Source organism: Williamsia sp. Y844 (genome assembly GCF_056786475.1).
The window spans coordinates 2,182,667-2,207,986 of the sequence record NZ_JBXCJB010000001.1; the positions used below are offsets into that span (position 1 = coordinate 2,182,667).

The following is a 25,320-nucleotide window of genomic DNA, read 5'->3' on the forward strand; positions in this document are numbered from 1 at the left end:
GACGCGATGAACAGCAGGCACGGACCCGGCGGATTCGCGGTGGCCGGGGAGACCGAGGATTCGCGCGTCAACCGCGAGTTGTTGCGTTATGTACGTGAGGCGTCCGCAGCCAACAATCCGTTACCGGGCGAGTTGGATCTGATCGCGCGATTGAACTGCACCCGCCAGCAGCTGCGGCGGGCGCTGTCCGAACTCGAACGCCAAGGCGTGCTGCGACGGCGGCAGGGGGCGGCGACCACGGTCGACCCGGTGGGACTCCGGATGAACGTGCGCCTCGAGGATCAGTTCGAGCACACCGAGCTGTTGAAGCTAATGGGGTATCGATCAGAGGTCGAGGTGAGGGTTTCGCGACTCGAACCGTTGCCCGAGAACGTCGCAACGCTGCTCGATGTGGAACCGGGTGCACCGGCGTTGAAGATGGTCAAGCGCTGGCGGGCCGACGGCAAGCCGGCGATGCTGGCGTCCGGATATCTGCTCATGCCCGACGCGTCGGAGCGCGAACTGAACGACTCGGTCTTCACCGCGGTCACCGAGGCCTGGGGCGAATCGTTGGTCTGGGAGGTTGCGACACCGGGCGCGGTGGCCCTCGACGAAGAACTGGCCGAGCTGCTGGAGATGCCGGTCGGATCAGCCGTGATGACACTGGAACTCATCGGTGTCGGTGCCAGTGGCCGCCGGTTGTTCTACGCGTTCGAGCATCACCATCCCGAATTCGTGACGTATTCCCTGCTCCGTACCGTTCGTCCCCCGTGGGCCGCCGGATAGCAGAACGGGGGGTTCGCCTCTGATGTCCCGCGGCCTCGCCTCCTCTAGCGCCCACCGAGCGCCGGTACCCCGGACGATGTGGGCGGCAGCGTGGTCAGCAGCGTGGGGCTCAACGTGGTTGCGTCCGGATTCGGCCGCGCCAGAACGTATTTGCGTACCTCTCCTGAGGGGCCGGCAACAAGAAGATCTGCACCGGTGGTGGTACTGGTGGTCGCAACGTGCACGCCGCCTGCGGTGAACGGTGCAAATGAGGCGATCACCGCGAACTCGATCGGGCCGTCGTGGTGGCCCGGGCTCGCCAAGTACATGGCCGGTGCGCCGTCGAGGCGTGAACCGCTCGAGAACACCTTCACCGTGCCGGCGCCGGCGCTCATTCCTGCGATGATGCTCTTCGCGCCGCCCTCTGCGCCGGCAACCCAGCCCGTCGACAGTGACACACCGCCGGTGTAGGACGGATCGAATGCGAGGAACTCGGACGTCACGGTCGGCGTGATGGCAGCGGTGGAATCGTCGGAGTGACCTGTGTGAGCTTCTGTTTCGTTCCGCTGGGCGTTGGCCGTGGGTGTGTACAGGTCGTACCGGTAGGTCTTGATCAGCGGCGCGTCACCGACGCCGGGCGCGGTCACGATACTGTCCCGGCCGGAGGTCGCATCGACCATGCCGGTTGCCACACTCACGCCGGTCTGCGAACCGGGATACGGGGTGAAGCTCGACCACACCTTCGGCGCGGTGTTCTTGTCCGAGGGGAGATCGGACGAGAATATCTTCACCTGCGATTCGATACCCGGACCGGAACCCACGATGATGTTGTCCTTCAGGGCATTCCCGTCCACATCGACGCCTGCCACGTTGACCCCACCGCGGAAGTCGTCGTCGAACGGAGCGAACCGGGTCAGCTCCTCGGTGAAAGGTGACGGTCCGGCGCCGCTGTACGCCACCACCTCTGGGGCCACACCCGCTCCGGTGCCGGCGATCAGATCGAGGATCATGTCACCGTTGACGTCCGCCATCGCCACGGTTGGCGATCCTTTGTACCCGTCGAACGGGGTGAGCGTCGCGACCGGCTTGTCGCCGTCGCCGTTCATGATCTGTACCTTCGCCGAACCGGTCGGTGAACCACCCACGGCCACAGCGTAGGTCGATTCCTCGGGGATCACGTTGATAATCGCCATCAGTCCGTTGTCCTCGTGGTTGAGGCGGTGACAATGGATCACGTAGCTGCCGATGTAGTCGGTGAACGTGCTGCGCAACGTGACCGATGCAGGGACCAGAGGGTTCTCCTGGTCGTCGGTCACCGGTGCCGGAACGTTGATGTTGTCTATACCCCACGGCTGGACGCCGGTGGTCACGCCTGAGACCGGATCGACGATCTCCATCACCTGGAAGTCGTTGACGTGGATATGCATCGGATGCTCGTCGTTGTTCAGATTGACGACCTTCCACTCTTCGACGGAGTTCAGTCGTGGCTGGATCAACGGGATGTTGGGGAAGAGGTTGGAGTCGAACTCGTATGTGAACGACTTCGGATCGCTGTTGCTGGCCAGGTCGTTGCCGAACCCGCCACTGACCACGAGTTCGCGATGCACGTCGACCGGCATCGAGGCGGTGTCGACGAACGACGTGTAGGCGTCGAGCTGCTGGCCGATGGTGAAGTCGGTGCTCTGGCCCGTTCCGCGATCGGGTGTCGCCTGGATCAGTGTTTGCGTCGGGAAGGTGAAGAACCCGTCGGCGTAGCTGATGTACTGCGGATCGAGGGTGACCGTGCCCAATTCCGCAGGCGGGTTGTCGGTTCCGTTGTTGGTGTACAGCACGCCGTGGTTGATCACGGGTTTCGCGTTCTCGAGCGGGGGCATCTCGAGCACCAGATCACCCGTGGCCGGCATGGTCACGGCGATCGCGTACCGGGAGGCCGGTGGGACCACCAGGCGCGTGCCATCGCCGTCGACCGGACCGTGGACCTCGGTGTACGGATTACCGTCCTGCCCGACGATGGTGAACTTCGGATGATTGCCGGTCGCGGTCTCCGTCAATTGCAATGGCATATAGGCGAAGTCGCTGATATTGGCAACAACCCAGATCTCTGTCTGGCCCGGTTTGATCTTCAGTTCGGGCTGGAACTGGCCGTTGACGGTGAACTGGACATCACGCTCGTTGTCGGGAAGATCCGGATTCGCCGGGATCGTGGTCTTCTCGCCGGTGAACGACTGCAGGTTCTGCGGGACCATCTGGTTCTGCCCTCGGTGGTTGTCCGGGGACAGCGGGCCGGAGTACCAGTTGGTGAAGTACTGCGCACCCTCGGTGGTCTCGGAGAAGTTCACCGGCGCAAGGACGGGCCGGTAGGTGCCGTCGGCAAGCTCGGAGTCCGTGGGGGGTGTCAATGTGCTCACGAACTGCGGCCAGTTCGGCGCGTTCAGCTGATTTCCTTTGCCTGCGCGGTCGAAGACGAAGTTGTACTGCAGCGCCATGTCCCGGATGGGGATGTCGTTCTGGGTCACGATCGGGAGATCGCCGTCCGGACGGCCGATTTCGAGTAGTCCGGCCAGACCCATGTACGTCTGCTGTGCGGTCAGCTGGTGCCGGTGGCTGTGATACCAATACATCCCGTTCGGCATGTCATCGGGAACCTCGTATGTGTAGGTGTTGCCCATGCCGGCCGGGATGTCGAGTAATACGTTGTCGGCGTTACCTTCCGGGCTCACGTGCAGCCCGTGGGTGTGCAGGTTCAGTGGCGTGGATTCCTGTGCCGCCGGGTAGGTCGGCACTTCCTCACCCTTGGCGGTGTAGGACGGATCGAAGTAGTCGGCGATCGTCAGGTCCTGAAGATCGTTGTCGTAGTGGACGATCAGCGTCTCGCCGGGATCGACGCGCAGGGTCGGCGCAGGGTAGAGGTCGGAGGCGGACATCTTGCCGTTCGACGGTGAGCCCTTGATCACGTCGTAGCCGTAGACGAGAAAGCCGTCGACCGGGCCTGATGCGGTGTCGAGGGGGATGGCGCCCTGGTGTGCTGAGAGGCGTACTTCGAGAACACCGCCCGCAGCAGTCAGTTTCACCGGTTCGCGGTAGGGAACGGGGCTGCCACCGGATCCATGGTTGGCGCCGGGGCCGGCTTCGGTTTTCGATGACGAACACCCGGTGAAGATCAGAACGATCGACAACATGATCACCGAAATGGCGACAGATCTCTTGCGCGACACAAACACTGTGGTCCTCACCATCGACGATGAGCGAACCTTACGTGTTGCCCGAGAATTCCACAGTGTGAATTATCAATAGAGCGACGTATTTTCGATCGGAGAACAAAAACGCCGGACCCGATGCTCTCGGGTCCGGCGGCTTTGTTGTTCAACGCGTCAGGGCATCAGTGTGCGATGACGGGTTCGGCGTTCGGGTCGATCTCCGGGATCTTGTTGGGATACAGGACACCGGCGACCAGTGCGCCGAGCGCGAAGAACCCGGCGGCCCACCAGAATGCCGTGTGATAGCTGGCCATGGACGCGCCGTCGGCGATGGCCTGCATGCCGTCGGGGCCCGACGGGCTGTGGCTGCTGACGTAGTTCTCGGCCGCGGTTGCGGCGAAGCTGCTCAGCAACGCCACACCGATGGATCCACCCACCTGCTGCGCGGTGTTGATCGTGGCCGAGGCGACTCCGGAGTCACTGGCCGCGACACCGTAGGTCGCCAGGCTGATGGCGTTGGCGAACACGGAGCCCAGGCCGATGCCGATCATGATCAGACCGGGGACCACGCTGGTGACGTAGGAACTGTCGACCTCGATGTTGGTCAAGTACGCCATGCCGAGCGCACCGACCGTAAGGCCGACCGCGACCATCACTTTGGGGCTCAACCGGGTGATGAGCACCGAACCGGAGATCGCCGCTGTGATGGCGATGGACAGGACCATCGGGAGGAAGGCCAGACCGGTCTCGACCGGACTGAATGCGAGGGTCTTCTGCAGGTAGAAGGTCAAGAACAGGAAGACCGCAAACATGCCGATCGAGGAGATGAGCATGACGAGGTAGGACGCGCCGCGCATGCGGTCGACCAGGATTCGCAGGGGTAGTAGTGGATGCGCAACCTTGGTCTGAACCCAGGCGAAGGCAAGGAGAACCACGAGTCCGATGACAAGGGGGAGCAGCGTCAAACTGTCGGTCCAGCCCTTGGTCTCGGAATTGGCGAATCCGTAGACGATGAGGAAGAGGCCGACGGTGACCAGTATGGTTCCGGCCCAGTCGATCGGCGTCCGGGTGGGTGCCTTGATGTGCTTGGGTAGCAGCACGATTGCGCCGATCAGGGCGATCACCGCGAAGATTACGTTGACGTACAGGCACCAGTTCCACGAGATGTACTCGGTGAGAACACCTCCCAGAAGGAGGCCGATGCCGGCGCCGGCGCCGGCGACGGCCCCGAAGATGCCGAAGGCCTTACCGCGATCCGGCGATCCGGCGAACGTCACGGCGAGCAGTGAGAGCGCTGCGGGTGCCAGCAAGGCGCCGAAGACACCCTGCAATGCACGTGCGCCGACCAGGACCTCGAAGTTCGGTCCCCAGCCACCGAGAGCCGATGCCGCTGCGAAGCCGATCAGCCCGACGATGAAGGAGTTCTTGCGACCGAACAGGTCGTTGATCCGACCGCCGATCAACAGCAGGCTGCCGAAGGCGAGCGAGTACGCAGTGATCACCCATTGCCGATCGCCATCACTGAAACCCAGGTCTTCTTGGGCTTCGGGAAGCGCGATGTTCACGATGGTGGCGTCCAGGACGACCATCAGCTGGGCGACCGCGAGCACGGCGAGGATCAGCCAGCGATGATTGGAGCCGGTCGATTCTCGCGACGGCGAAGTTTGGGTTGTAGACATGTTCTCTTTCAAACGACAGAAACGGAATAGGCGATTCCGCGAATAGTATCAGAACGGAACCGGTGATTCCACTTAGCGCTATGCTGTAGCCATGGCTGAGACAGGGGACACATCCGACGTGCTGCGGGCCGATGCGAGGGAGAATCACCAACGCATCCTCGTGGCTGCTCGGGAGGTGTTCGCGGCCCAAGGGCTCGGTGCGAAGTTGGCCGACGTGGCCAGTCACGCCGGTGTCGGCGTTGGCACGATCTATCGACGGTTCGAGAGCAAAGAAGGGCTCATCGAGGAGCTCTACGCAGCGCGACTCGGAGATGTGGCGGCCATGGTCGGTGAAGCCGAGGCGCTCGCCGATCCCTGGGAGGGCCTACTCCACTTTCTGTATTCCAGTGCGACGATGATGGCCGACGATCGCGTCATGAGGGATCTCGTGTTCGCCGGTGCGCCATCGATTCCACAGACGTCGGGTGCCAGCATCGAGCTGGCCGAACACATCACCGAGGCCCAGGCCACCATCAACGCTGCCGCCGACCACCTTGTCCTGCGGGCGAAGCAGGCCGGTGAACTGCGCGCGGATTTCGAGGCCACCGATCTTCCGGTGCTGGCTTTTTCGATTCAGGCCACCGCTCAGTTCGCGAGGTCACACAACCCGGACCTGTGGCGCCGGACGATGGGCATGATCATCGACGGTATCCGAGCATCACGAACCAGCCTGACACCGCTGGAGAGTCCGGCGCTGACGCCGGAGCAGTTGTCAGAGATATTTGCTGTCCATCAGATCGGAAAGTCCATCTGAGGGTCACAAAGTCAGAAGGGTCGCTTCATCTACCCGCAGCCGGTGACATGTTGATGTCCCTGAATCGAACCCTCGGATGGAGCCAGGCTCAGGTGGGGCCAGATTGGCCGCCGATGTCATTGGGGCCGTACGGCGTACATGGCGAAGGTTTGTGAAACGATCTTGCCGTTGTCCACGACGAAAGTGTCAGTACCGAGGGGGATCTCACTGCCCACGCTCCACGTGACGTAGGCGATGCTTCCATCGACTCGCAGGCTCCGGAGGGCGAAGCGATCAAGGCCCCCGGCAGGGAACGAATCGACGAAGTTCGCGAAGAAGCCACCGATCTCTTGCTTTCCGTGGTAGACGTCGGCTTCGGTGTAGAACCGAGCATTTTCATCGTATTCATTCACTATGGCGGCAATGCCTTTCTGCTCCAGGAAGGCTTCCAGGTGATTTCGGACAATGGTTTCGGTAACAGACGACTCAGTGTTCATGACATATCTCCTGCGTTGTTTCGATTGTTGGTAGTAAGGCTGCTGTGGGTCCTATTTGGCTGTTCTGTGTCCTCGCCGCTGGGTGTGACGCCCTACGGCTTGGCCTCTAGGATGATGTTGAAGGGGGTCTCGGTTGCCCGGCGTACCTGGCTGAACCCGGCCTCGTGCAGCACGGCAGTCAGTTGCCGTTGCCCGGCTTGCGCACCCAGTCCCAGCGCGACTTCCTGCGCCAGCGAACCCGGGATGCAGATCACAGTGGACAGGCCGTAGAAGGTCCGCCCGACTGGGTTGAGGTTGTCCTCGAGTGCGTCGCCAGCGTTCGGCTCCACGAGCAGCAGGGTGCCGTCCGGGGCCAGTGCCTCCCGGATGCGCCGCGCGGCGCCGACCGGGTCGCCCATGTCGTGCAGGGCGTCGAACAAGCACACCAGGTCGTAGCTCTCGCCGGGCAGGTCTTTCGCTGTCGCGACGTTGAACTTCGTCCGATGGTGCACGCCGGCGTCGGCCGCGGCCTGACGGGCGGCCCGGATCGACGGCTCGTGGATGTCGAAGCCGACAAAGGTCGAACGCTCGAATGCCTGGGCCATGATGATCGACGAGGCGCCCCGCCCGCACCCGACATCGGCCACGCTCGCGCCTGCCCGCAGCTTGTCGACCACCCCGTCCAGCGCTGACAGCCACCCGTCTACCAGATAGGCGGCATATCCTGGGCGAAACAGCCGCACCACCCCCGAGAATAACCGCTCATCATGTGCATGCCAGCCCACGCCGGCACCGGTGCGGAACGCGTCGACGAACACGTCGTGGTCGGCGTAGCAGGCGGCGATCGTCTCGAACGCGCCGGCGAGAAACACCGGGCTGTCCTCATTCGCTAACACCATGGCCTGCTCAGCAGGCAACTGGTAGGTGTGTTCAGCCGGGTCGTAGACGACGTAGCCGCCAGCGGCCTGATTGCCCAGCCATTCGCGCACGTAGCGTTCAGCGGTGCTGGTGCGCTGGGCCAGCTCGGCGGAGGTGATCGGGCCGCTGCCGGCCATCGCCTTGTAGAGCCCCAGCCGATCGCCGATGTGTAGCAACAGCCCTGAGATGGCCGCGCCCATGTCGGTGACTGCCTGTCCGACGAACGCCTCGAGCTTCGCATCGTCGAGCGTGGAATTCTCCGTCGTGGTCTCGGTTGTGGTCATTGGTGTCTCCGCTCGTTGGTGCAGGTCCCGGATGGACCCGAGTGCACGTCTGTAGGAACGAGAATGCAGTGAGCTCTGGCACCGCAACGAGTGGAGAGGTCGTACTGCCGGGCATCGCCTCCTGGCGGTCCAAGAACGACGCAAAAGCGAGGGAACACGCGCCAGTACGGGGTGCGCGGGCACGTGGGGCGGTACAAGATTCGTACTACCCAGTGACGATGGGCGGGGGGACAATGGGCAAATGATGAGACGTAAGGAGTACTGCCCGATCGCCTGCGGGGTCGATGTCCTGGGTGATCATTGGACCCCACTGGTCATCCGTGAGCTCATGATCGGCGCTCACGGGTTCAACGACATCCATCGCGGCATACCCAGGGTGAGCCGCAACTTGCTCGCACAGCGGCTGCGCGAGCTCGAACGGCGCGGCCTGGTGACCCACAAGGCCAACCAACCCGGACGCCCAGGGTTATATGAGTTGACCGCCGCAGGCCAGGCACTCACACCGATCATATGGGCAATGGGACATTGGGCCGCAGAATGGATCTTCGGCGACCCCACCGACGACGACTGCGACGGCCTCTCTCTGATCTGGCGCACCCACCAATTCGCCGTCCCCGCCAAGCTTCCCCAGACCCGCACCGTCGTACACCTCGTCCTCACCGGAGCCGGCGGTGCCGAAGGCTGGCTGGACATCGAACGCCCGGCAATCACCGTCTGCAAGGACGATCAAGGGCTGACCGTGGACCTCGCCCTCGAAGCCGACACCGCTCACATGCAACGCTGGCTCGTCGGTCTAGTACCATTTCGCGACCTCATCACCAACGGCCACGCCCGCTTCCTCGGACCCAGCCGGCTCGCCAAGGCCTTCCCCACCTGGTTCGACACCACGCCCTATATCGACGGTCTGCAGCGCGGACAACAACGCAGGCTCCGCGACGCCCTCCCCGCCTGACAGTCCCCACTCCCCGGTTCGGCAGGGTGCGGTCCATCGAGCCGGTAACGGAACCAGTTCCGGTCAACGGCGTGGAATGTTCCATAACTCAACGGCATTCATGGTTTGGGACCGTGATTTGTGACATGAGTAATGGAACACGGATCGACCCAGCACGGTTGTGACTTTCAGCGGTAAGTGGCGCGGTTCTGATGGTTGAAAGTGGCAGGGTTTACACCGTGACACCGTGACACCTGCGCCGCCCCGATCGTAGGTGGCGCACCAGCTGCCCTGGAATCAACCACGACGGCGACGACCTCACGACAAGTCCGACGCACAGACATCAAATTTCGGCGATGAACAACTCCATCATGGCCGCCGATCTGTCAGACGGACCGCTCTCACCGAATATGCGATCCACCAGTGCTGCAACGGGTATCGGCTTGGAGATCTCGTCAAATCTATTACTGACCCGACCCAGCCGAAGCTGGTCGCTGGCATCGACACAATCCAGAATGCGCCGAACGTCGTCTCGGCCGGCCACGAATGAGGTTGTCCCCATCACCTTGAGTACATCCGCGATGGAAACCCAATCGTTGACGGCACGCATCTCATCGAAGATCAGATCCGTGATGTTCATGGCTGATAGCTCACGGACGTCCCGCGCCTTGGTGAGTGAACGGATCAGCTCTGGGCTTAGCCGATGGCTGTCCGCCTGATCGTCGACGTTTTCAACGGAAGCAATTCGCGGAGTGATCCCCACCAGTGGATACCAGTCGCGTCGGGCCTGAGTTTTCGCAGAAGGCTGATTCGTCCTCGACCCAGGCATTGACTACTCCGACGCACCATGCATCCGACCACGTATTGCTGGCGAGGCATTCCAGGTACGCATGAAGTGCGCGATGCGACCACGCTTCCGTTGGCTGGCCGAAGTGTTCGATCAATCCCCGATGCTGTTGCGTCGTCCGGCGTTGCGTCGGCGAGTAGACACGGTTTTCTACTTCGCGGTCGTCGAAGAAGTCCTCGTCGATCATGATGTTCGGCGCATGCAGTAACCCTGATCTGTGGACTGGTACAGGTGCAATATTCGAACCCTGCGGTATTCCCTGCGATAGTCGGTGTTCACTCCGGGGGGCAGTCTGTCGGGTTGCCTTTGACGCACTGAGCCCAAGTAATTGGCTGACACAATGACGACCGGATCGAAGATTCTTCTTGGCCGCTCGAATCGCCCCATGTGGACTCGTACCCGGCTCATCGCTATCACACTGTGTGGACTATTCATTGCAATGGCAGTCTCAATTGCGATGGCCGGCACGGCCTGTGCCTGCAGTTGCCGCGGTTTCACAGCAGAAGAGGCCGCTTCGCGCGCGGCCGCTGTCTTCACGGCGCGAGCCACGGACAAGGTGTCGGCCGGGGCCGATGACATTTACGAGTTCGCCGTGTCCGAGGTCTTCAAGGGCAAGGTTGGACACGTCACCACCGTCGGCACGGCGTCGCAGGGCGCTGGTTGCGGAGTCAGCTACGAGGTCGGACGCGAGTACCTGCTCTACGTATCCGGCCCCGAGGGCGCTAGCGCTGTTTGGGAAAGCAACCTGTGCCTTGGTTCGACCGAACAGACGGATACGCGGATGAACCTCGAAAGCGTCTATGGGACACCACAACCCCCGAATGCATCTGCGCCGGACGTCGGAATCAATAGAGGGACGAAGATTTCGGAGGTAGTCCCGGTGCCGCTAGTAGCTCTTGTCAGCGTCATCACCGTCGGAGTGATCTGGTGGGCGGCTGTAGCGATCCTTCGCCGACGCCGAGCAGACGACTAGGCGTTCTTCCCGGGGAAGTTTTGGACGGGGACTGCCCCCGCTTTGGTTGACGTAAGGGCGGCTTATCGGGCGCGAGGGAGCAGGCGTTCTGTTCGGGGCCCGCGGGGCCCGCGCGGCCCGCGGGAGCAGACGGGTCAATAAGCTACCGGCGCTTCCTATTTGCGATCGGCAACTAACACCGGCAACGGTCGGATCAACCTTTACTCGGACGGTCCCACCGGTGAATGCGGGCTCGTTGTGTCCATCGAACCGTGTCTATTCGTTTCGCTTAGTCCGTGAAACTATGGCGGTTTGTCTGGGGTGATGTGAGGGGATGTCGGTGGGGTCATATCTGATGATGATCGGTACTCCTGCCATGCCGTATGCGGTGGTGATCGCGACATTGATTGTGCTGGCGTTGGCCGCGGCATTGATTGATGTGTTGTGCCGCGATGATGTCGGGGTTCGGTTGTTGCCGCGGTCAGGATGGTTCCTGGTGGTGGTGCTCATTCCGCTGGTCGGACCGTTGGCGTGGTTCATCTTTGGTCATCCCCGTAGGCGGGGTGGCCGCAGTGCGCGGCGCTCGACGGCGGATATGGCGCGATTCCCGGAGTATGACCGGCCGGGCAGGTTTGTGCCGCAGGATCCGGTCGCTGATGCGGAGTTCTTGCAGCGGTGTCGTGAGCGTGCGGAGCTGCAGCGTCGTGAGGCTGAAGTCGAGCGTCGGCGTCGGCAGTCCTGACAAGACGGGGTCATCTGATCGCTGAATTGAAAATTGTCCAATGAGGGGGAGCGATGCCGTATCTGGGTTTGATTGTGTTGGTGGTGATGATCGCGGCATTGGTCGACATCATCGGCAGTGAAGCCGGGGTGCGCGGTTTGCCGCGGTGGGGGTGGTTGCTGTTGGTGATCGTGCTGCCGCTGGTGGGTTCGATCGTGTGGTTTGTTGCCGGGCGACCGGTTGCGGGCGGGGCTTACGGTCGGCCGCGCGGCTCAGGCCGTGCGACAGCTTTGGGGTTTCCCGAGTATGACGAGCCGGGTCGTTTTGAACCGCAAGACCCTGCGGCCGATGCCGAGTTTTTGCGGCAAGTGCGCGAACGGGCAGAGGCGCAACGTCGACAAGGCGAACTGGAGCGGCGGCGGCGCCAACAGGAGGGCGGGCAGTGACCTGTGTGCTGGGACGGGGAGACCGCGAGGACAGGGGCATCGGTGGCGGTCGTGAGATTTTCTCGCCACGGTCGGCGACCGACTGACTACGGGGCCGCGGTCCGTACGATGTGGCGGGTGTAGACCAAGGTGTCGCGGGTGCGCAGGGTGTGGCTATGGCTCGGCGGCGCAGCAGTTGTCGTTGTTCTTCTGGTCGCCGGGGCGATCACTGTGTTACGCGTGTTGCATCCCGACCCGTGCGATACCGCTGTCCCGTATGCGAGCGAATTGGGACTGGTTCTTTCCGACGACGACCAGGTGATCTCGTGTGAATGGCATTCGAGTTTCCCGGACTCCTCTGGAGAAATTATGGTGCGCACCGCATCACGGGCTACGCGCGATGCCCTGTTGGCAGGGTCCGGCGTCACTAAGGAGCTCGACCGATCCCTGGTGAGGATCAACGACGGTCCGTTCCAGGAAGAGGTGCGTCGGCCGAACCTCGAACGCAGTAGGCAGGTGTACACAGCTACTGCCCGCGGCGGTGACCAACTGAGCATCAGTTACGACGAGAATGTGGACGCCGGGCTCGTGCTCACGGTGTGGGCAGTCCAAACCTGACCCACGGCAAGCAACCCCACGTGTCTCGACGTCCTAGGGTTGCCTTGCACTGTGTCGGATGGTGATGAAGTCAACCGCCTGAAGCTGTCGCAGAATGGGCACGTTTGTTCCGCAGGAACTTCACAGCAGCCACGACGCCACTACTCACCTGACTGACCGGAAGCCCTGCATTGCAGGAGAATCGCGAAACGCTGCCACCAGTTATTACGAAACATGTTGCTGCACAATGCGAGTGACCCGATGAGTCCGACTATGTCGGGCCGATCCGTCATCGAGTGCAGTCGCCGTTCTGGTGTGAGTGCGGCTTAGGGTCTTGGTTCGGGGGCGCTTGATGAGGGCATTGCTGGTTGTTTGGTGAGGGTGCCGTTGGTGACAACGGCGGGGCAGTAGCCACTGCCGTCGATGATCGCCGATTTTCCGTCGGGGTAGATGAAGTTGTATTTGAGGGTGTATTCGGGCTGGTTGACCAGCAGAGGGCAGCTCATGGCGTGGTTAGGTTCTGTTCCGGTGTTGAACGATGTGATGAGGTCGGTGAGTGCGGTGCCGGTGTAAGTGACCGGTGCGCCGAAAAGGGTGGCCGGCTGATTGTGTGGCTGTTGGTAGACGCATTCGATCGCGGTGGTCGGGGTGGGAGCAACTATGAACTCAGCGCTGGTGTGTGTCGAGACCGGCCATCGATCATCGTCTGGAGTAGCCGGGCATTGCCATGGCCTCGCCGCAGTGGCCGATGGAACGTTTGCGGCGGTTGAGCTGACGATGCCGTACTGATCGCTGGCGTCAGGGGAATTGCCTGAACAGCTCGCTACGCCAGCGAGCACGACCACGCTGGTTGCGGTTACGACCAGGAGGGCCGGTGAGCGGCGGGTGTCTCGTTGACGGGTTGTGTTCATTGGTCGTCTCCGGCGCTGGGTCCCGCCCCGGAACGCCTGGTGTCGAGTTCGCCAGGTTGCCACTGCTGAGCACGCGAACCAGATGATCGCGACCACCCACAGGGCCGTCTTGAACCAGTTCCACGCCGACGAATCAGAGGTCACCGATTCAAGAACTGACGGACCGAACCCGACAAGAACGATCAAACCGAGTAGATCGCGCCATCGTCCGAATTGGGCGAACCTGTCACTGTTATGCCGCCGACGTCGCATCTAGCGATAGTCGCACGCGAACCCAACATTCTATCTGCAAATGATCGAGGAGGAACTGAGACTGAGGTCCAGGCAGGACTATGATCCAGGTTCTGTTTCGTCACTGGTGAAGAAACAGATTGTGCCGCAGATGTTTACGCAGCAGGAGTTAACCGCCCGCGGCCGGGGGTGTGCCGGTAGGTGCCTGGCCGCCGGGTGGTCCATCGCTCGGCGCGCCGGAACCGCCTATGCCGGTGGCTGTTGTTGGGGCGCGGCCGGCGTATGTGTTCGTCGTTATGAAGGACGAGAAAACCCTGTTCTCGGCCATCTAGATCGCCCGGCGCATCATCGAATAGGTATGCAGCAGAACGGCAACGGCCTCCTCCTCGGCCGCCGAGCCGCCGAGCAGTCCGGCCGCGTGCACCCGCTGCAGCCGCCGGTCCAGTTCGGATGCGATCGCGTCGCGGTCGGCGTGCGGCGGCAGCCCGATACGGCCACCGATCCCGGAGCCGACCAGGACTTGCCGAAGCTCGCCCACCCAGGGGGATTCCGGATCGGTCTGCGTCAGAGACCCCAGTGCTTTGAACTCGGTCATCGTGTGGGCCTGGGGACTTCGGCGCACCTGGCGCAGGATCGACCTGATCTGTCCGCCCGCAGGATGGGTCAGGGCCAGGTGCTCGACCTGGGTGCAGGCGGCCACCGCCCGGCTGATCAGCACCGATCGGGTCAGATTGACGTCGATGTTGGCGCGCAGCTCGTCGACCCTCGAATGTTGTTGCAGCCAGGCGTTGACAGCGTGCGCGCCGCGGGAGGCCACGGCGCGTGCGTGCCGAAGGCCATACTCGCCCAACAGGTCCAGCAATCGGTCGCGTTGCGCGTCGGTGCCGATCGATGGTGTCGGGGATTCGAGCCAGCGCTCCAGTTGCAGGTCGGAGAGACCGGCGAGCGCGGCCAGGGCATCGGCGTCGGATTCGGTGAACTGACCGGTTTGCGCGGTCTGGGCCAGAAGGCCCGCCACCGGTTGCACGGTGAGGAGACCGGCAGTCAACGATGCCGCGATCGCATCGGACTGTTTCTGCGCTTCTTCGATCGGGTCGACATCGCCAAAGGCGCCCTCGCCGAGGGTATCTGCCTTGGCCAGCACCCCGATCGTGTTGACTGCGGAGAAGCCGAGGTCGTGCAAGAACTGCACCTCGTCGGCCCGGGGTGTGGCGTCGAACAGGAAGATCGCCGCATCGGCGTTGACCGATGCCTCGCGGGTCTGTCCGAAGCCGTCGATCAACGCCCGGCGGGTGGCCTGCTCGTGGCCGGTGGTGATGGTCGCCAGACCCGGGGTGTCGATCAGGATCATGCTCTGCAGCAACCGGCTCGGGAGGTAGCGGTTGAGGTAGGCCACGTCTTCGGCGGCAACTCCGAGTTCGGTGACCCGGCCGTCAGACAACGGAGCGCTGCGGCGGACTCCTCCGACGGTGACGACCTCGGCCCGCGAAGGCGCGCCATCCTGGTAAACAGCAACAACTTTGGTGCATTCGGTGGCGGCGGTATCGGCAACCCGGTCGCCGATCAGTGCATTGACAAGCGTTGATTTCCCGGCCTTGACCCGCCCGACGACCACCACCCGGGGCGGAGCCCACAGGTCATCACGGATGCGTGCAGTGGCCTGCGCCAGTGGCCGGTCGATCTGTGCGATGTGGGCGAGGGCACCGGTCAGCTGGTCACGCAGGGCATGGGGCCGGGTACGCCGGACCGGTGGCCGCGTCACAGGGGTGCGCTCGCCTTCTTGAGTCCGCCGATCGCGGCGTCGAGTTGTTCGATGAGCGAGACGATCTCGGTCTGGCGGCGCGTGAGTCCGCGCACGCGCTTGTCCCGGGTCGCCTTGTCCTCCTTGGCGGCCTCTGCGCCGGCGCTGATCTGTTCGCTGATCTCCTCGGTCTGGCCGCGGAGGTGCCGTCGGTACGCCACCACGATTTCTGGGCGCGCGGTGGCGACGGTTCGGTCGATCACCCGCAGGGTCGATTTGCTGGTGAGTCCCAACGTTTCCCGAAGCCAGGTGATCAGATGCTGACGGCCGTTGCGCATCGCGCGGTACCCCAGATTGACCGACAACCAGACGCCGCCGGCGACCAGCCCGATCGGCAACACCGCGGCCATCGCAAGACTTCCGAAGATGGCGCCGCCGACCATGCCGCCGGTCAGCAGATTGGCCCCCATGAACCCCATCATCATCGCGCTGGGGTCCACCACATCTTTCCACTTCTTCTGCACCTCAGGCGAATTGATGTCCTCGGCCACCAACGTGGCGGCCACCGAGTTCATGATGTCCTCCCACTGTTCGTCGTTGCCGAACAGTTGTGCCACCACGTCGTGCAACGCCGAGGCGAAGGTGTCGAAGGACCGGGCACCGGCGGCCTGCAGATCGGAGGTGATTGCGGCGGTGAAGACCTGGGGCTGCTTGCGCAGCACCCGCCAGCCCTCACCGTTGATGCGACCGGTCCAGTCCTCTTTGATCCGGTTCAGGTCGCCGTCCAACTGGGCGGTCGCCCGTTGCCGGGCCAGCGTGATGTCGCGGGACAGGTGCTGATCCCATTCGGTGCCGTGGTCGCGAAGCTCCTTGAGCCGCGCCTTCTTCTTGTTCAGATCATCTAGCGCAGACGAATCACCTTGAACCAGTGCGATTTCGGTGTCAAGACGGGCCTTCATCCGGTGCATGCCGCTGCGGCACACCTGCAGTCCGTCGAGCATCGGGGAGATCTCGCCGAACTCGAGCAATTCGTTGATTGCATCGCGCAGGGCTCCGATCCCGGAGGCGGCGAGAATCTCCTCACGGTGTGCGGGGTCCTGTTCGAGAGCCGCCAATGCCCGAGTGCCCGACACCCCGATCACGGTGGCGGTCCGGCCGAGCTCGCTGCGCACGATCGAGCGATTCTCCTCGGCGATGGTGCGCCAATGGCGGCGGTTCTTGTCGATCTTGGTCATCGCGACGACCACCGACCCGGAGGTCTCGGTGGCAGTCCGCAAGAACTCGACCTCGGGCGCGGTCAGTGGCGCGGCGCTGTCGCAGACCATCACGATGGCCCCGGCCCGGCGAGCGGCGGTCAGAGCAAGCCGGGCGTGCCGGGGGTCGAGACCACCGGCCCCCGGGGTGTCGACCAGCGTCATCCCGGGCAGATGCAGGGGATCGGCGGCCACCACGGCTTCGGTGGGCAGGGCCTCGATGGTGGGATCCTGGACATACCGCCCGCCCATCGTCACCCAGTCGGGCAATTCGGCCAGCGGGATCACGCGGTTGGCGTCGGGGAAGTCCAAAAGCGCCGAGCCGGCCGCGAGGGTCTCATCCGGCGGTGTGAACCAGACACTGGCGCTGGTGGTGATGTCGACACCGACCGGAGCCAGAGGTCGTCCGAGCAACGCGTTGACCAGGGTGCTCTTGCCGCGTTTCACCTCGCCGACGAACACCACAGCACCACCGGAATCGGCGGCGTGAAAGCGCGATTGGGCGAGGTCGGCCGCCTTGGGCTGTCCGTACTTCCGCAGCGCCTCGGTGGCGGCGCCCAGCGCCTCGATCGCATCGGCGTTGGCACGAGTGGTCACGATCACTCCCAGATCATCAGTGGGGCAGGGGCAACGGCGGGGCAGGGTCAGTCGAAGGGACGGTTTCTCCACAAATGACTCTGCCGCATCCACCCTGGTCTGCGACATTGTTCAAGTGACTGACATGAGCGAGCGCGACCTGGTTTTGCGCAGCCAAGAGGGCGATCAAGCGGCCTTTGGTGAGCTGGTCACCCGGAACCGGGATCAGATCTGGGCGGTCTGCCTGCGGATCACCGCCAACAAGTACGACGCCGAGGATGCGCTGCAGGATGCGCTGATCGCCGGCTGGCAGAACATCGGCAAATTCCGCGGCGATTCGAAGTTCACCAGCTGGATGTACCGGATCGCTGCCAACGCGGCGCTGGCCGTCGTCCGCAAGCGGCTCGACACGTCGGCGGACGGACCTCCCGAGTTCGAATCCTCGGCACCGCGCGTCGATGCCCAGGTGGCCGATGTCGACCGCGTGCGCGCGGCCTTGGCACTGTTACCGCTGGAGTTCCGCGAGGCCATCGTCCTGCGTGAATTCGGTGATCTGTCCTATCAGGAGATCGCCGACCAGCAGGGCGTTGGTGTGCAAACCGTCAAGAGCCGGATCAACCGGGCCCGTTCCAAACTCCTCGAAACCCTCTCCTGACCCCCTGCCGCACCCCGATGATGTGCCCTTTTGGCGGCCACCACCTGGGCTTTCGCTCGCCAAAAGGGCACATCATCGGGGGGTCGGGTCAGGTGAGTAGGTCGTCTCCGGTCGTGTCCGTGTGGTCTGAGTAGTCCGTGTGGTCCGTGAAGTCGGACGGGTCGGTGTCGTCGGTGTCGTCGGTGTTGTCACTGTCGGTGTCGTCACTGTCGAAGTCATCGGTGGTATCGCCGACAAACAGGTCGTCGGTGGCGTCCTCGGGATCGTCAGGCAGTGTGCTTTCGGTCTCTGGAATCAGGTCGTCGAAGCCGGATCCGGTGTAGTCGAATGCGGCTTCGAGGGTCTGATCGAAGACCGCCGGATCAACCTGGTCCTGCGCCGCGATCTGGGAAAAGATCCCGTCGAGCTGGTCATCTGGGCTGGTCACGGTACTTCTCCTGGGTCGAGGGTGCGTCCGCCGAAAAGATGGGTCGCCGGTTTGTCAGTGATAGGAGTCCCGCCGACCCCGAAATGTTCCCGCACGGTCACGATGTGTTTGGCGGTGTACGTGCCCGGCGAATCGGAGTAGCTCAACGGTTCGGTTACCCTGAACACCCGTGACCCCCCACAAATCCAGCCCTGATGCCGCGTCCGGCTATGACCTCATTGTGGTCGGATCGGGATTCTACGGACTGACTGTTGCAGAACGGGTGGCCACCGAGCTCGGCAAACGCGTCCTGGTCATCGACCGGCGTCACCACCTCGGCGGCAATGCGTATTCCGAACCCGAACCCACCACCGGGATCGAGATCCACAAGTACGGCGCACACCTTTTCCACACCTCGAACAAGAAGGTGTGGGACTACGTCAACAAGTTCACCGACTTCACCGGGTATCAGCACCGCGTCTTCGCCATGTACCAGGGACAGGCCTACCAGTTCCCGATGGGCCTTGGCCTGGTCTCGCAGTTCTTCGGCCGCTACTTCACGCCGGACGAGGCACGCGCTCTGATCGCCGAGCAGTCCAGTGAGATCGATACCGCCAAGGCGACGAACCTCGAAGAGAAGGCCATCAGCCTGATCGGCCGCCCTCTCTACGAGGCGTTCGTGAAGCACTACACGGCCAAGCAGTGGCAGACCGACCCCAAGGAGCTGCCTGCGGCGAACATTGCCCGGCTCCCGGTTCGTTACAACTTCAACAACCGCTACTTCAACGACACCTATGAGGGTCTGCCGACCGACGGTTACACCGCCTGGCTCGAGAACATGGCGGCGAGCGACCTCATCGATGTGCGTCTGGAGACCGACTGGTTCGACGTCCGGGACGAGTTGCGGGCACAGAGCCCCGACGCGCCCGTGATCTACACCGGACCGCTGGACCGCTACTTCGACTACGCCGATGGTGAACTCGGCTGGCGAACACTGGATTTCGAGACCGAGGTACTCGATACCGGAGATTTCCAGGGGACACCGGTGATGAACTACAACGATGCGGACGTGCCGTACACCCGCATCCACGAGTTCCGGCACTTCCATCCCGAGCGGGAGTACCCGACCGACAAGACGGTCATCATGCGCGAGTACAGCCGTTTCGCCGAGAACGACGACGAGCCGTACTACCCGATCAACACACCTGAGGATCGCGAGAAGCTCAATGCTTATCGCGCGCGGGCGAATGCCGAGACGGCTTCGTCGAAGGTGCTGTTCGGTGGCCGTTTGGGCACCTATCAGTACCTCGACATGCACATGGCAATCGCCAGCGCCCTGACGATGTACGAGAACACGCTTGCGCCGCACCTGAAGTCCGGTGCGCCACTGGCGACAGAGGTGGAACAGTGACCGGGACAACAACAACAGGGACAGTGACAACGGAAGCCGAGCAGTCACAGAGCCCGCAGACACACGACGCGGCAAAAACCTTGCTGCAACGCGTGATTCTCCCGCGACAGGGTGAACCGCTGGACGTCCGGTCGCTCTACCTGGTGGAGTCCGAGAACAACGCTCGACGCGCACATGCGCCGACCCGGACCTCGGTGCTGCTCGGTGCCGAGTCCGAGGTGAGCTTCCTGACCTACTTCAATGCTTTCGCTGCGTCGTATTGGCGCCGTTGGAGCATCCTGAAGTCCGTTGTGTTGCGGATCGAGGTGACCGGCGCCTGCCGTGTCGACGTTTATCGGTCGAAGATCGATGGATCCCGTATCGCGGTCGACGGCAACCTGGTTCCGATCGACGAAAACGGTGACGGTGTCATCGAATTCGAGGTCGGCCTCGAGCCGTTCGAAGACGGTGGCTGGATCTGGTTCGACATCACCACCGACACCGATGTGGAGGTGCGCGCCGCTGGTTGGTACGCCCCGATCGATGCGCCGACCGGTCCGGAGACCAAGCGGGTGACCATTGGTATCCCGACGTTCAACCGACCCACCGATGCAGTGAATGCGCTGCGCGCGTTGACCTCCGACCCGCTGGTCGATGAGGTCATCGACGCGGTCATGATGCCTGATCAGGGCACGAAGCTGGTCAAGGAAGAGCCAGGCTACGCCGAGGCCGCCGCCGCGCTCGGCGACCGGCTGCATATGTTCAAGCAGGGCAACCTCGGTGGCTCGGGCGGTTATTCACGCATCATGTACGAGGCCCTCAAGCAGACCGACAGCCCGTACGTCCTCTACATGGACGACGACATCAGCATCGAGCCGGATTCGATCCTGCGCGCGCTGGCGCTGTCGCGATTCGCCAAGTCACCCATGCTCGTCGGCGGGCAGATGCTCAACCTGCAGGACCGCAGTCACCTGCACTGCATGGGTGAGGTCATCGACCACAGCAACTTCATGTGGACCAGTGCGCCGTACGTCGAATACGACCACGATTTTGCCGAGTACCCGTTGCGTGACCGGGAGAACTCCAAGAATCTGCACCGGCGCATCGACGTCGACGGCAACGGCTGGTGGATGTGCATGATCCCGCGTGAGACCGCGGAGAAGATCGGCCTGCCGATGCCGCTGTTCATCAAGTGGGACGACTGGGAATACGCGCTGCGTGCGGGTAAGGCCGGCTATCCGACGGCCACCATCCCGGGTATTGCCATCTGGCACATGGCCTGGAGTGACAAAGACGACGCCATCGACTGGCAGGCGTACTTCCACCTCCGTAACCGGTTGGTGGTCGCCTCGATCCACCACGAGGGTTCGATCAGTGGCATCCTGAAGTCGATGACCAAGGCCACGGCCAAACATCTTTTGTGCCTGGAGTATTCGACGGTCGCCATCCAGAATGAAGCCATCCGTGACTTCCTGGCCGGACCCGACCATGTTCGGGACCTGCTGCCGACGGCGCTGCCGAAGATCGCGGCCATGCGCAAGCAGTACCCCGATGCGGTGGTTCTTCCCTCGGCAACCGAACTGCCCCGGACCACCGGGGAGGCAACACGTTTCGGGATGAACATCCCGACCAACCCGATCTCGAAGATCCGGTCACTCGGCGCTGCGGTTGTGAACAACCTCCGCCCGGCCGATCCGCGCCATCACGAGGTCCCGCAGGCCAATTACCCGCCGCTGCAAGCGCGTTGGTTCAGCCTCGGCCGGGTTGACGGCGTCACCGTGACCACCGCCGATGGTCGCGGAGTCGTGTACCGCCAGCGGGACCGGGACAAGATGATCGAGCTGGCCAAGGAATCAGCCGCCCTGATCAAGGAACTCCGCGCTCGCTTCCCCGAGATGCGAGAAACCTACCGATCCGCGCATGCGGACCTGACCAGTAAAGAAAGCTGGGAGCGTGTCTTCGGAATCGATTGAGGTCGAGCTGAGTCCCATCGGTGTATTGCGTGGCGAGACCAAGATTCTGGTCGGCATCCAACGTGCGCTGATCAACAAACCGGGAGCGGTGACCGCTGCCCGGGGGCTCTCGCATTTCGGTGAGCACTCCCTGGGCTGGCTGGCTCTGGCCGCCGCCGGCGGGACAATCGCGCAGCTGCGCGGTGACAAGTCCGGACGCGACAAGTGGATCGCCGCCGGGGTCGGGGCGTTTGGTGCCCATGCCGCCTCCGTCGTGATCAAGCGGGTGGTTCGCCGCCGCCGTCCGAACGACCCGCGGGTCGAGATCGGTGTCGGTACCCCCAGTAAGTTGAGTTTCCCGTCGAGTCATGCGACATCGACCACCGCGGCCGCGATCCTGCTGGGCCGCGCGGCGGGTCTTCCGGTCGCTGCCCTTCCGGCGGTACTGGTGCCGCCGATGCTGATGTCGCGGCTGGTCTTGGGCGTTCATTATCCGACCGATGTGATCGGTGGGGCACTGATCGGTGCCACCTGTGCGGCCGCGCTGACCACAGGTGAAAGACTGATCCGAACTGAGAACCGAGGAGTGCAGTGAGCGAGGAGCCGATCGAGCACGGCGCGTTGCGTGGGCCGCCGAAGAATTTGGCAACAGGCCTGGTCAAGGCGGTCAGGCCACGGCAGTGGATCAAGAACCTTTTGGTGCTGGCTGCACCGTTGGCCGCAGGCGCGGTCGACGAAGGCGACGTCCTGGGCCGGACAGCGATCGCGTTTGTCGCGTTCTGCCTGGTTGCGTCGTGTGTCTACCTGATCAACGACGCCCTTGACGTCGAAGCCGATCGAAACCACCCGACCAAGCGGTTCCGTCCGATTGCGGCCGGAGTGGTTCCGGTGCGACTGGCATTCATGCTGGCCGCGGTCCTGGGCGCGGCGTCCATCGGTATCTCGTTCCTGGCGAACTGGCAGCTCGCGGTTGTCATCAGCGTCTACCTGGTGATCCAGCTCGGCTATTGCTTCGGGCTCAAGCACGAGCCCGTCATCGACATCTGCATCGTGTCGTCCGGCTTCCTGCTGCGCGCCATCGCCGGTGGCGTGGCTGCCGAACTGCCCGAAGGTCTGTCCAAGTGGTTCCTGTTGGTCATGACGTTCGGATCGCTGTTCATGGCGGCAGGCAAGCGGTACGCCGAGCTCCAGCTGGTCGAGCGCACCGGCGCCAAGATCCGTAAGAGCCTCGAGTACTACACAACGACGTACCTGCGATTTGTGTGGACGTTGTCGGCGACCGCCGTCGTGCTCTGTTACGGCATGTGGGCTTTCGACGCGGACAGCGGACACGACGACAACGTTTGGTATGCCCTGTCGATGGTGCCTTTCACCATCGCAATCCTTCGCTACGCCGTGGATGTTGACGGTGGTCAAGCGGGCGAACCCGAAGAAATCGCGCTCGGTGACCGTGTTCTCCAGCTGCTGGCCATTGCCTGGTTAGTATGCGTGGGTGTCGCGGTCTATGCCATCAGTTGAACCAACGGTTTTGGGCCGCAGGATCAATCCGGCCACGATCTCACTGTCCATCAGTGCGGTCGTGGTCGGCGCCATCTTCGGTTACGGAGCATGGCAGCGTCGCTGGATCGCCGACGACGGACTGATCGTCCTCCGGACGGTCCGCAACCTGTTGGCAGGCAACGGGCCGGTCTTCAACAAGGGGGAGCGGGTCGAGGCGAACACCTCGACTGTGTGGACCTACCTGATCTGGTTCTGGAGTTGGGTGACCGACGCCCGGACCGAGTATGTGGTGCTGTGGATCGCACTCGTCCTGTCGGTCGCCGCCCTCCCGTTGGCCATGTACGGAACCGGGCGCCTGTACCGCATCGACAAGGGCCGTGGCGCGGTCAACCGCGGTTGGATGTTGCTGCTCCCGCTCGGTGCACTCGTCTACATCGCATTGCCGCCGGCTCGCGACTTCGCGACCAGCGGTCTGGAGACCTCGCTCTGTATCTTTTGGGCTGCCCTGCTGTGGTGTCAGTTGATCGCGTGGAGTCAGCGAGCGACACAGGCCGGACGCCTTGACCGGAAACAGACCATCACCACGCTGTTGCTCGGATTCACGGCAGGTCTGGCACCGCTGATCCGGCCGGAACTGACGCTTGTCGGTGGATGCGCACTGCTGCTCGTGGTCTGTGCGCCGATGACATGGCGGATGCGACTGGCATTCGCAGCTGTCGCCGGTGTGGTCCCGGTCGCCTACCAGATCTTCCGGATGGGTTACTACGGCCTGCTGGTCCCCAACACGGCGGTGGCGAAGGATGCCAGCGGATCGAAGTTCGACCAGGGCTTCCGATACCTGGGCAACATGTTCAGTCCGTATCTATTGCTACTGCCGCTCATCGTTGCAGTGATCGCAGCCGCAGCGGCCTGGTACCTGCGGAGTCGGCAGGTTGATTCCGCGGCCGGTTCGGACGTTGACGACCAGCGCAGCGGATGGCGGGCCCGGATCGCCAGGGTCAGCCGCAGCCTGCAGACCCCGACGGCCGTGGTCGCCCTGATCATCGTCACCGGGTTGGTCGAGGCGCTCTACTGGGTTCGCCAGGGCGGCGACTTCATGCATGCGCGCGTGCTGTTGGTGCCGCTGTTCTTGCTGATGCTCCCGGTGATGGTCATCCCGATCGTCATCCCGACCGCGCTGGGCCGCGACCAGATCGCCGGCTGGGTCGGTGCCGGCGTGATGACCGTTCTCTGGGTGACCACCGTTGTGTGGGCCGTCTCGACCGCACACGTAGCCGGCATGACCAACGGCACGGAGATCGGTCGCGGTGGCATCGTCGACGAACGGCGCTATTACATACAGAACATCGGTATCGAACATCCCATCACCGCCGAGGACTATCTGAACTATCCGAGAGTCCGGGCGATGGTCGAATCGATCGCCGAGCATCAGGACACCGGCGGTGTTCTGTTGCCTTCGCCGAACTACAACGAGTGGTACTTCGATCCGCTGCCGGTGCCACCTCCGGACAACGTGGTCAAGCAGTTGACCGTGTACTACCTGAACCTCGGTATGACCAGCATGAATGCGCCGCTCGATGTGCGGGTCATCGACCAGATGGGCCTGGCCTACCCGATCGCCGCCCATTCGGACCGTCTTCCGGACGGCCGGATCGGTCATGACAAGGATCTGGACCCGGAGTGGGTGGTCGCCGAATCGGGCGCTTACCCGCGGTACCCGGTGTTGCCGCCCTTCATCAGTCAGGACGGGGTCCGGCAGGCGCAGGTGGCGCTGACGTGTAAGCCCACGCAGGATCTGATCGCGGCGTACTCGGCGCCGTGGACGTTCGAGCGGTTCCGGAACAACGTTCGGCAGGCGGCCGGGTTCACGTCATATCGGATCGACCGGAACCCGTTGTACGAACTCCAGCGCTGTAATTTGCCGATTCCACCCCCTGTGCCCTGATCGTGACAATCAGAAACTGTGGGCTCGCCGAATCGTTACCTGAATGTGACCTGTGAATATCAGCGTCCAAGCAGGTAGGGCGAGCGGGCCCCGATTGTGACCCAACGCAAGGTCTCGGAACTGTAACGCCGTGTTTTGCTGGCGCGATAATGATGGAGAACCTGAATTTTGGCAGGTCGCGAGGTAGTTCGGGGCGCGATGAATCCAGCAGTAGGGT

The 25,320-nt window shown here is 63.0% G+C and carries 23 protein-coding genes; 13 read left to right on the top strand and 10 right to left on the bottom strand.

The annotated features are described in order from the left end of the window. Positions 1-6: 6 nt before the first annotated feature. The gene (locus tag AC1TQG_RS09885) at positions 7-765 is read left to right on the top strand and encodes a GntR family transcriptional regulator (protein ID WP_482136745.1); all 759 of its coding nucleotides are present in this window, start codon (positions 7-9) and stop codon (positions 763-765) included. 44 nt (positions 766-809) lie between these two features. On the opposite strand, the gene AC1TQG_RS09890 is transcribed toward AC1TQG_RS09885, so the two are convergent. Together AC1TQG_RS09890 and AC1TQG_RS09895 are read right to left on the bottom strand one after the other, a co-directional pair. Continuing rightward, positions 810-3,980, bottom strand: coding sequence for a multicopper oxidase family protein (locus tag AC1TQG_RS09890; RefSeq protein WP_482136746.1), 3,171 nt, complete (start codon positions 3,978-3,980; stop codon positions 810-812). A 143-nt stretch (positions 3,981-4,123) separates the two neighbouring features. Beyond that, on the bottom strand, positions 4,124-5,620 hold the full coding sequence (locus AC1TQG_RS09895; RefSeq protein ID WP_482136747.1) for an MFS transporter: 1,497 nt from the start codon (positions 5,618-5,620) through the stop codon (positions 4,124-4,126). 91 nt (positions 5,621-5,711) lie between these two features. Between AC1TQG_RS09895 and AC1TQG_RS09900 the strand changes: the two genes are divergently transcribed. Continuing rightward, on the top strand, positions 5,712-6,413 hold the full coding sequence (locus tag AC1TQG_RS09900) for a TetR/AcrR family transcriptional regulator (RefSeq protein ID WP_482136748.1): 702 nt from the start codon (positions 5,712-5,714) through the stop codon (positions 6,411-6,413). A gap of 116 nt (positions 6,414-6,529) precedes the next feature. On the opposite strand, the gene AC1TQG_RS09905 is transcribed toward AC1TQG_RS09900, so the two are convergent. Together AC1TQG_RS09905 and AC1TQG_RS09910 are read right to left on the bottom strand one after the other, a co-directional pair. After that, positions 6,530-6,889, bottom strand: coding sequence for a nuclear transport factor 2 family protein (locus AC1TQG_RS09905; RefSeq protein ID WP_482136749.1), 360 nt, complete (start codon positions 6,887-6,889; stop codon positions 6,530-6,532). A gap of 92 nt (positions 6,890-6,981) precedes the next feature. Beyond that, a complete protein-coding gene (locus AC1TQG_RS09910) occupies positions 6,982-8,070 on the bottom strand; it encodes a class I SAM-dependent methyltransferase (RefSeq protein ID WP_482136750.1) in 1,089 nt (362 codons plus the stop codon). A 241-nt stretch (positions 8,071-8,311) separates the two neighbouring features. Between AC1TQG_RS09910 and AC1TQG_RS09915 the strand changes: the two genes are divergently transcribed. Then, entirely contained in the window at positions 8,312-9,022 is a 711-nt protein-coding gene (locus AC1TQG_RS09915) for a winged helix-turn-helix transcriptional regulator (protein ID WP_482136751.1), read from the top strand. A gap of 322 nt (positions 9,023-9,344) precedes the next feature. Here AC1TQG_RS09915 and AC1TQG_RS09920 read toward each other — a convergent pair whose 3' ends face one another. Both AC1TQG_RS09920 and AC1TQG_RS09925 read right to left on the bottom strand, forming a co-directional pair. Then, a complete protein-coding gene (locus tag AC1TQG_RS09920; RefSeq protein ID WP_482136752.1) occupies positions 9,345-9,641 on the bottom strand; it encodes a hypothetical protein in 297 nt (98 codons plus the stop codon). A gap of 91 nt (positions 9,642-9,732) precedes the next feature. Beyond that, positions 9,733-10,035 (bottom strand): hypothetical protein, encoded by a 303-nt coding sequence (locus tag AC1TQG_RS09925; RefSeq protein WP_482136753.1) that lies wholly within the window; start codon positions 10,033-10,035, stop codon positions 9,733-9,735. A gap of 252 nt (positions 10,036-10,287) precedes the next feature. Here AC1TQG_RS09925 and AC1TQG_RS09930 point away from each other — a divergent pair, with 252 nt between their 5' ends. The 4 genes from AC1TQG_RS09930 to AC1TQG_RS09945 all read left to right on the top strand — a co-directional run bounded on the left by AC1TQG_RS09930 (position 10,288) and on the right by AC1TQG_RS09945 (position 12,564). Then, a complete protein-coding gene (locus AC1TQG_RS09930) occupies positions 10,288-10,821 on the top strand; it encodes a hypothetical protein (RefSeq protein WP_482136754.1) in 534 nt (177 codons plus the stop codon). A gap of 313 nt (positions 10,822-11,134) precedes the next feature. Continuing rightward, a complete protein-coding gene (locus AC1TQG_RS09935; protein WP_482136755.1) occupies positions 11,135-11,542 on the top strand; it encodes a PLD nuclease N-terminal domain-containing protein in 408 nt (135 codons plus the stop codon). A gap of 53 nt (positions 11,543-11,595) precedes the next feature. Then, complete coding sequence (locus AC1TQG_RS09940; protein ID WP_482136756.1) at positions 11,596-11,967, top strand: PLDc N-terminal domain-containing protein; 372 nt, start codon at positions 11,596-11,598, stop codon at positions 11,965-11,967. A gap of 138 nt (positions 11,968-12,105) precedes the next feature. Then, positions 12,106-12,564, top strand: coding sequence for a hypothetical protein (locus AC1TQG_RS09945; protein ID WP_482136757.1), 459 nt, complete (start codon positions 12,106-12,108; stop codon positions 12,562-12,564). A gap of 305 nt (positions 12,565-12,869) precedes the next feature. Here the strand turns inward: AC1TQG_RS09945 and AC1TQG_RS09950 are convergent, their stop codons facing one another. The 3 genes from AC1TQG_RS09950 to AC1TQG_RS09960 form a co-directional block, all read right to left on the bottom strand. Next, positions 12,870-13,454 (bottom strand): hypothetical protein, encoded by a 585-nt coding sequence (locus tag AC1TQG_RS09950; RefSeq protein WP_482136758.1) that lies wholly within the window; start codon positions 13,452-13,454, stop codon positions 12,870-12,872. Between the two features lie 559 nt (positions 13,455-14,013). Continuing rightward, positions 14,014-15,447: a dynamin family protein gene (locus AC1TQG_RS09955; RefSeq protein ID WP_482136759.1), complete on the bottom strand. Its 1,434-nt coding sequence runs from the start codon at positions 15,445-15,447 to the stop codon at positions 14,014-14,016. Then, the gene (locus AC1TQG_RS09960; RefSeq protein WP_482136760.1) at positions 15,444-17,276 is read right to left on the bottom strand and encodes a dynamin family protein; all 1,833 of its coding nucleotides are present in this window, start codon (positions 17,274-17,276) and stop codon (positions 15,444-15,446) included. Before AC1TQG_RS09960 ends, AC1TQG_RS09955 begins: the two co-directional genes overlap by 4 nt. A 124-nt stretch (positions 17,277-17,400) precedes the next feature. Here AC1TQG_RS09960 and AC1TQG_RS09965 point away from each other — a divergent pair, with 124 nt between their 5' ends. Continuing rightward, positions 17,401-17,910, top strand: a complete 510-nt coding sequence (locus tag AC1TQG_RS09965; RefSeq protein ID WP_482137309.1) for an RNA polymerase sigma factor — start codon at positions 17,401-17,403, stop codon at positions 17,908-17,910. A gap of 88 nt (positions 17,911-17,998) precedes the next feature. Here AC1TQG_RS09965 and AC1TQG_RS09970 read toward each other — a convergent pair whose 3' ends face one another. Continuing rightward, positions 17,999-18,337, bottom strand: coding sequence for a hypothetical protein (locus AC1TQG_RS09970; RefSeq protein WP_482136761.1), 339 nt, complete (start codon positions 18,335-18,337; stop codon positions 17,999-18,001). 169 nt (positions 18,338-18,506) lie between these two features. Between AC1TQG_RS09970 and glf the strand changes: the two genes are divergently transcribed. The 5 genes from glf to AC1TQG_RS09995 are packed head-to-tail and all read left to right on the top strand — an operon-like array spanning position 18,507 to position 25,103. Then, on the top strand, positions 18,507-19,727 hold the full coding sequence (gene glf, locus AC1TQG_RS09975; RefSeq protein WP_482136762.1) for a UDP-galactopyranose mutase: 1,221 nt from the start codon (positions 18,507-18,509) through the stop codon (positions 19,725-19,727). Between the two features lie 23 nt (positions 19,728-19,750). Beyond that, positions 19,751-21,679: a glycosyltransferase gene (locus AC1TQG_RS09980; protein ID WP_482137310.1), complete on the top strand. Its 1,929-nt coding sequence runs from the start codon at positions 19,751-19,753 to the stop codon at positions 21,677-21,679. Continuing rightward, positions 21,660-22,253 (top strand): phosphatase PAP2 family protein, encoded by a 594-nt coding sequence (locus AC1TQG_RS09985; RefSeq protein WP_482136763.1) that lies wholly within the window; start codon positions 21,660-21,662, stop codon positions 22,251-22,253. The genes AC1TQG_RS09980 and AC1TQG_RS09985 overlap by 20 nt, the downstream gene beginning before the upstream one ends. Next, positions 22,250-23,176, top strand: a complete 927-nt coding sequence (locus AC1TQG_RS09990) for a decaprenyl-phosphate phosphoribosyltransferase (protein WP_482136764.1) — start codon at positions 22,250-22,252, stop codon at positions 23,174-23,176. The genes AC1TQG_RS09985 and AC1TQG_RS09990 overlap by 4 nt, the downstream gene beginning before the upstream one ends. Continuing rightward, complete coding sequence (locus AC1TQG_RS09995) at positions 23,163-25,103, top strand: arabinofuranosyltransferase AftB family protein (RefSeq protein WP_482136765.1); 1,941 nt, start codon at positions 23,163-23,165, stop codon at positions 25,101-25,103. The genes AC1TQG_RS09990 and AC1TQG_RS09995 overlap by 14 nt, the downstream gene beginning before the upstream one ends. Positions 25,104-25,320: the final 217 nt, after the last annotated feature.

What these genes read in the sequence shown, in the direction of transcription:
- AC1TQG_RS09885 (WP_482136745.1), top strand. Translation starts at nt 7, where the DNA reads ATGAACAGCAGGCACGGACCCGGCGGATTCGCGGTGGCCGGGGAGACC.
- AC1TQG_RS09890 (WP_482136746.1), bottom strand. Translation starts at nt 3,980, where the DNA reads ATGGTGAGGACCACAGTGTTTGTGTCGCGCAAGAGATCTGTCGCCATT.
- AC1TQG_RS09895 (WP_482136747.1), bottom strand. Translation starts at nt 5,620, where the DNA reads ATGTCTACAACCCAAACTTCGCCGTCGCGAGAATCGACCGGCTCCAAT.
- AC1TQG_RS09900 (WP_482136748.1), top strand. Translation starts at nt 5,712, where the DNA reads ATGGCTGAGACAGGGGACACATCCGACGTGCTGCGGGCCGATGCGAGG.
- AC1TQG_RS09905 (WP_482136749.1), bottom strand. Translation starts at nt 6,889, where the DNA reads ATGAACACTGAGTCGTCTGTTACCGAAACCATTGTCCGAAATCACCTG.
- AC1TQG_RS09910 (WP_482136750.1), bottom strand. Translation starts at nt 8,070, where the DNA reads ATGACCACAACCGAGACCACGACGGAGAATTCCACGCTCGACGATGCG.
- AC1TQG_RS09915 (WP_482136751.1), top strand. Translation starts at nt 8,312, where the DNA reads ATGATGAGACGTAAGGAGTACTGCCCGATCGCCTGCGGGGTCGATGTC.
- AC1TQG_RS09920 (WP_482136752.1), bottom strand. Translation starts at nt 9,641, where the DNA reads ATGAACATCACGGATCTGATCTTCGATGAGATGCGTGCCGTCAACGAT.
- AC1TQG_RS09925 (WP_482136753.1), bottom strand. Translation starts at nt 10,035, where the DNA reads ATGATCGACGAGGACTTCTTCGACGACCGCGAAGTAGAAAACCGTGTC.
- AC1TQG_RS09930 (WP_482136754.1), top strand. Translation starts at nt 10,288, where the DNA reads ATGGCAGTCTCAATTGCGATGGCCGGCACGGCCTGTGCCTGCAGTTGC.
- AC1TQG_RS09935 (WP_482136755.1), top strand. Translation starts at nt 11,135, where the DNA reads ATGTCGGTGGGGTCATATCTGATGATGATCGGTACTCCTGCCATGCCG.
- AC1TQG_RS09940 (WP_482136756.1), top strand. Translation starts at nt 11,596, where the DNA reads ATGCCGTATCTGGGTTTGATTGTGTTGGTGGTGATGATCGCGGCATTG.
- AC1TQG_RS09950 (WP_482136758.1), bottom strand. Translation starts at nt 13,454, where the DNA reads ATGAACACAACCCGTCAACGAGACACCCGCCGCTCACCGGCCCTCCTG.
- AC1TQG_RS09965 (WP_482137309.1), top strand. Translation starts at nt 17,401, where the DNA reads ATGAGCGAGCGCGACCTGGTTTTGCGCAGCCAAGAGGGCGATCAAGCG.
- AC1TQG_RS09995 (WP_482136765.1), top strand. Translation starts at nt 23,163, where the DNA reads ATGCCATCAGTTGAACCAACGGTTTTGGGCCGCAGGATCAATCCGGCC.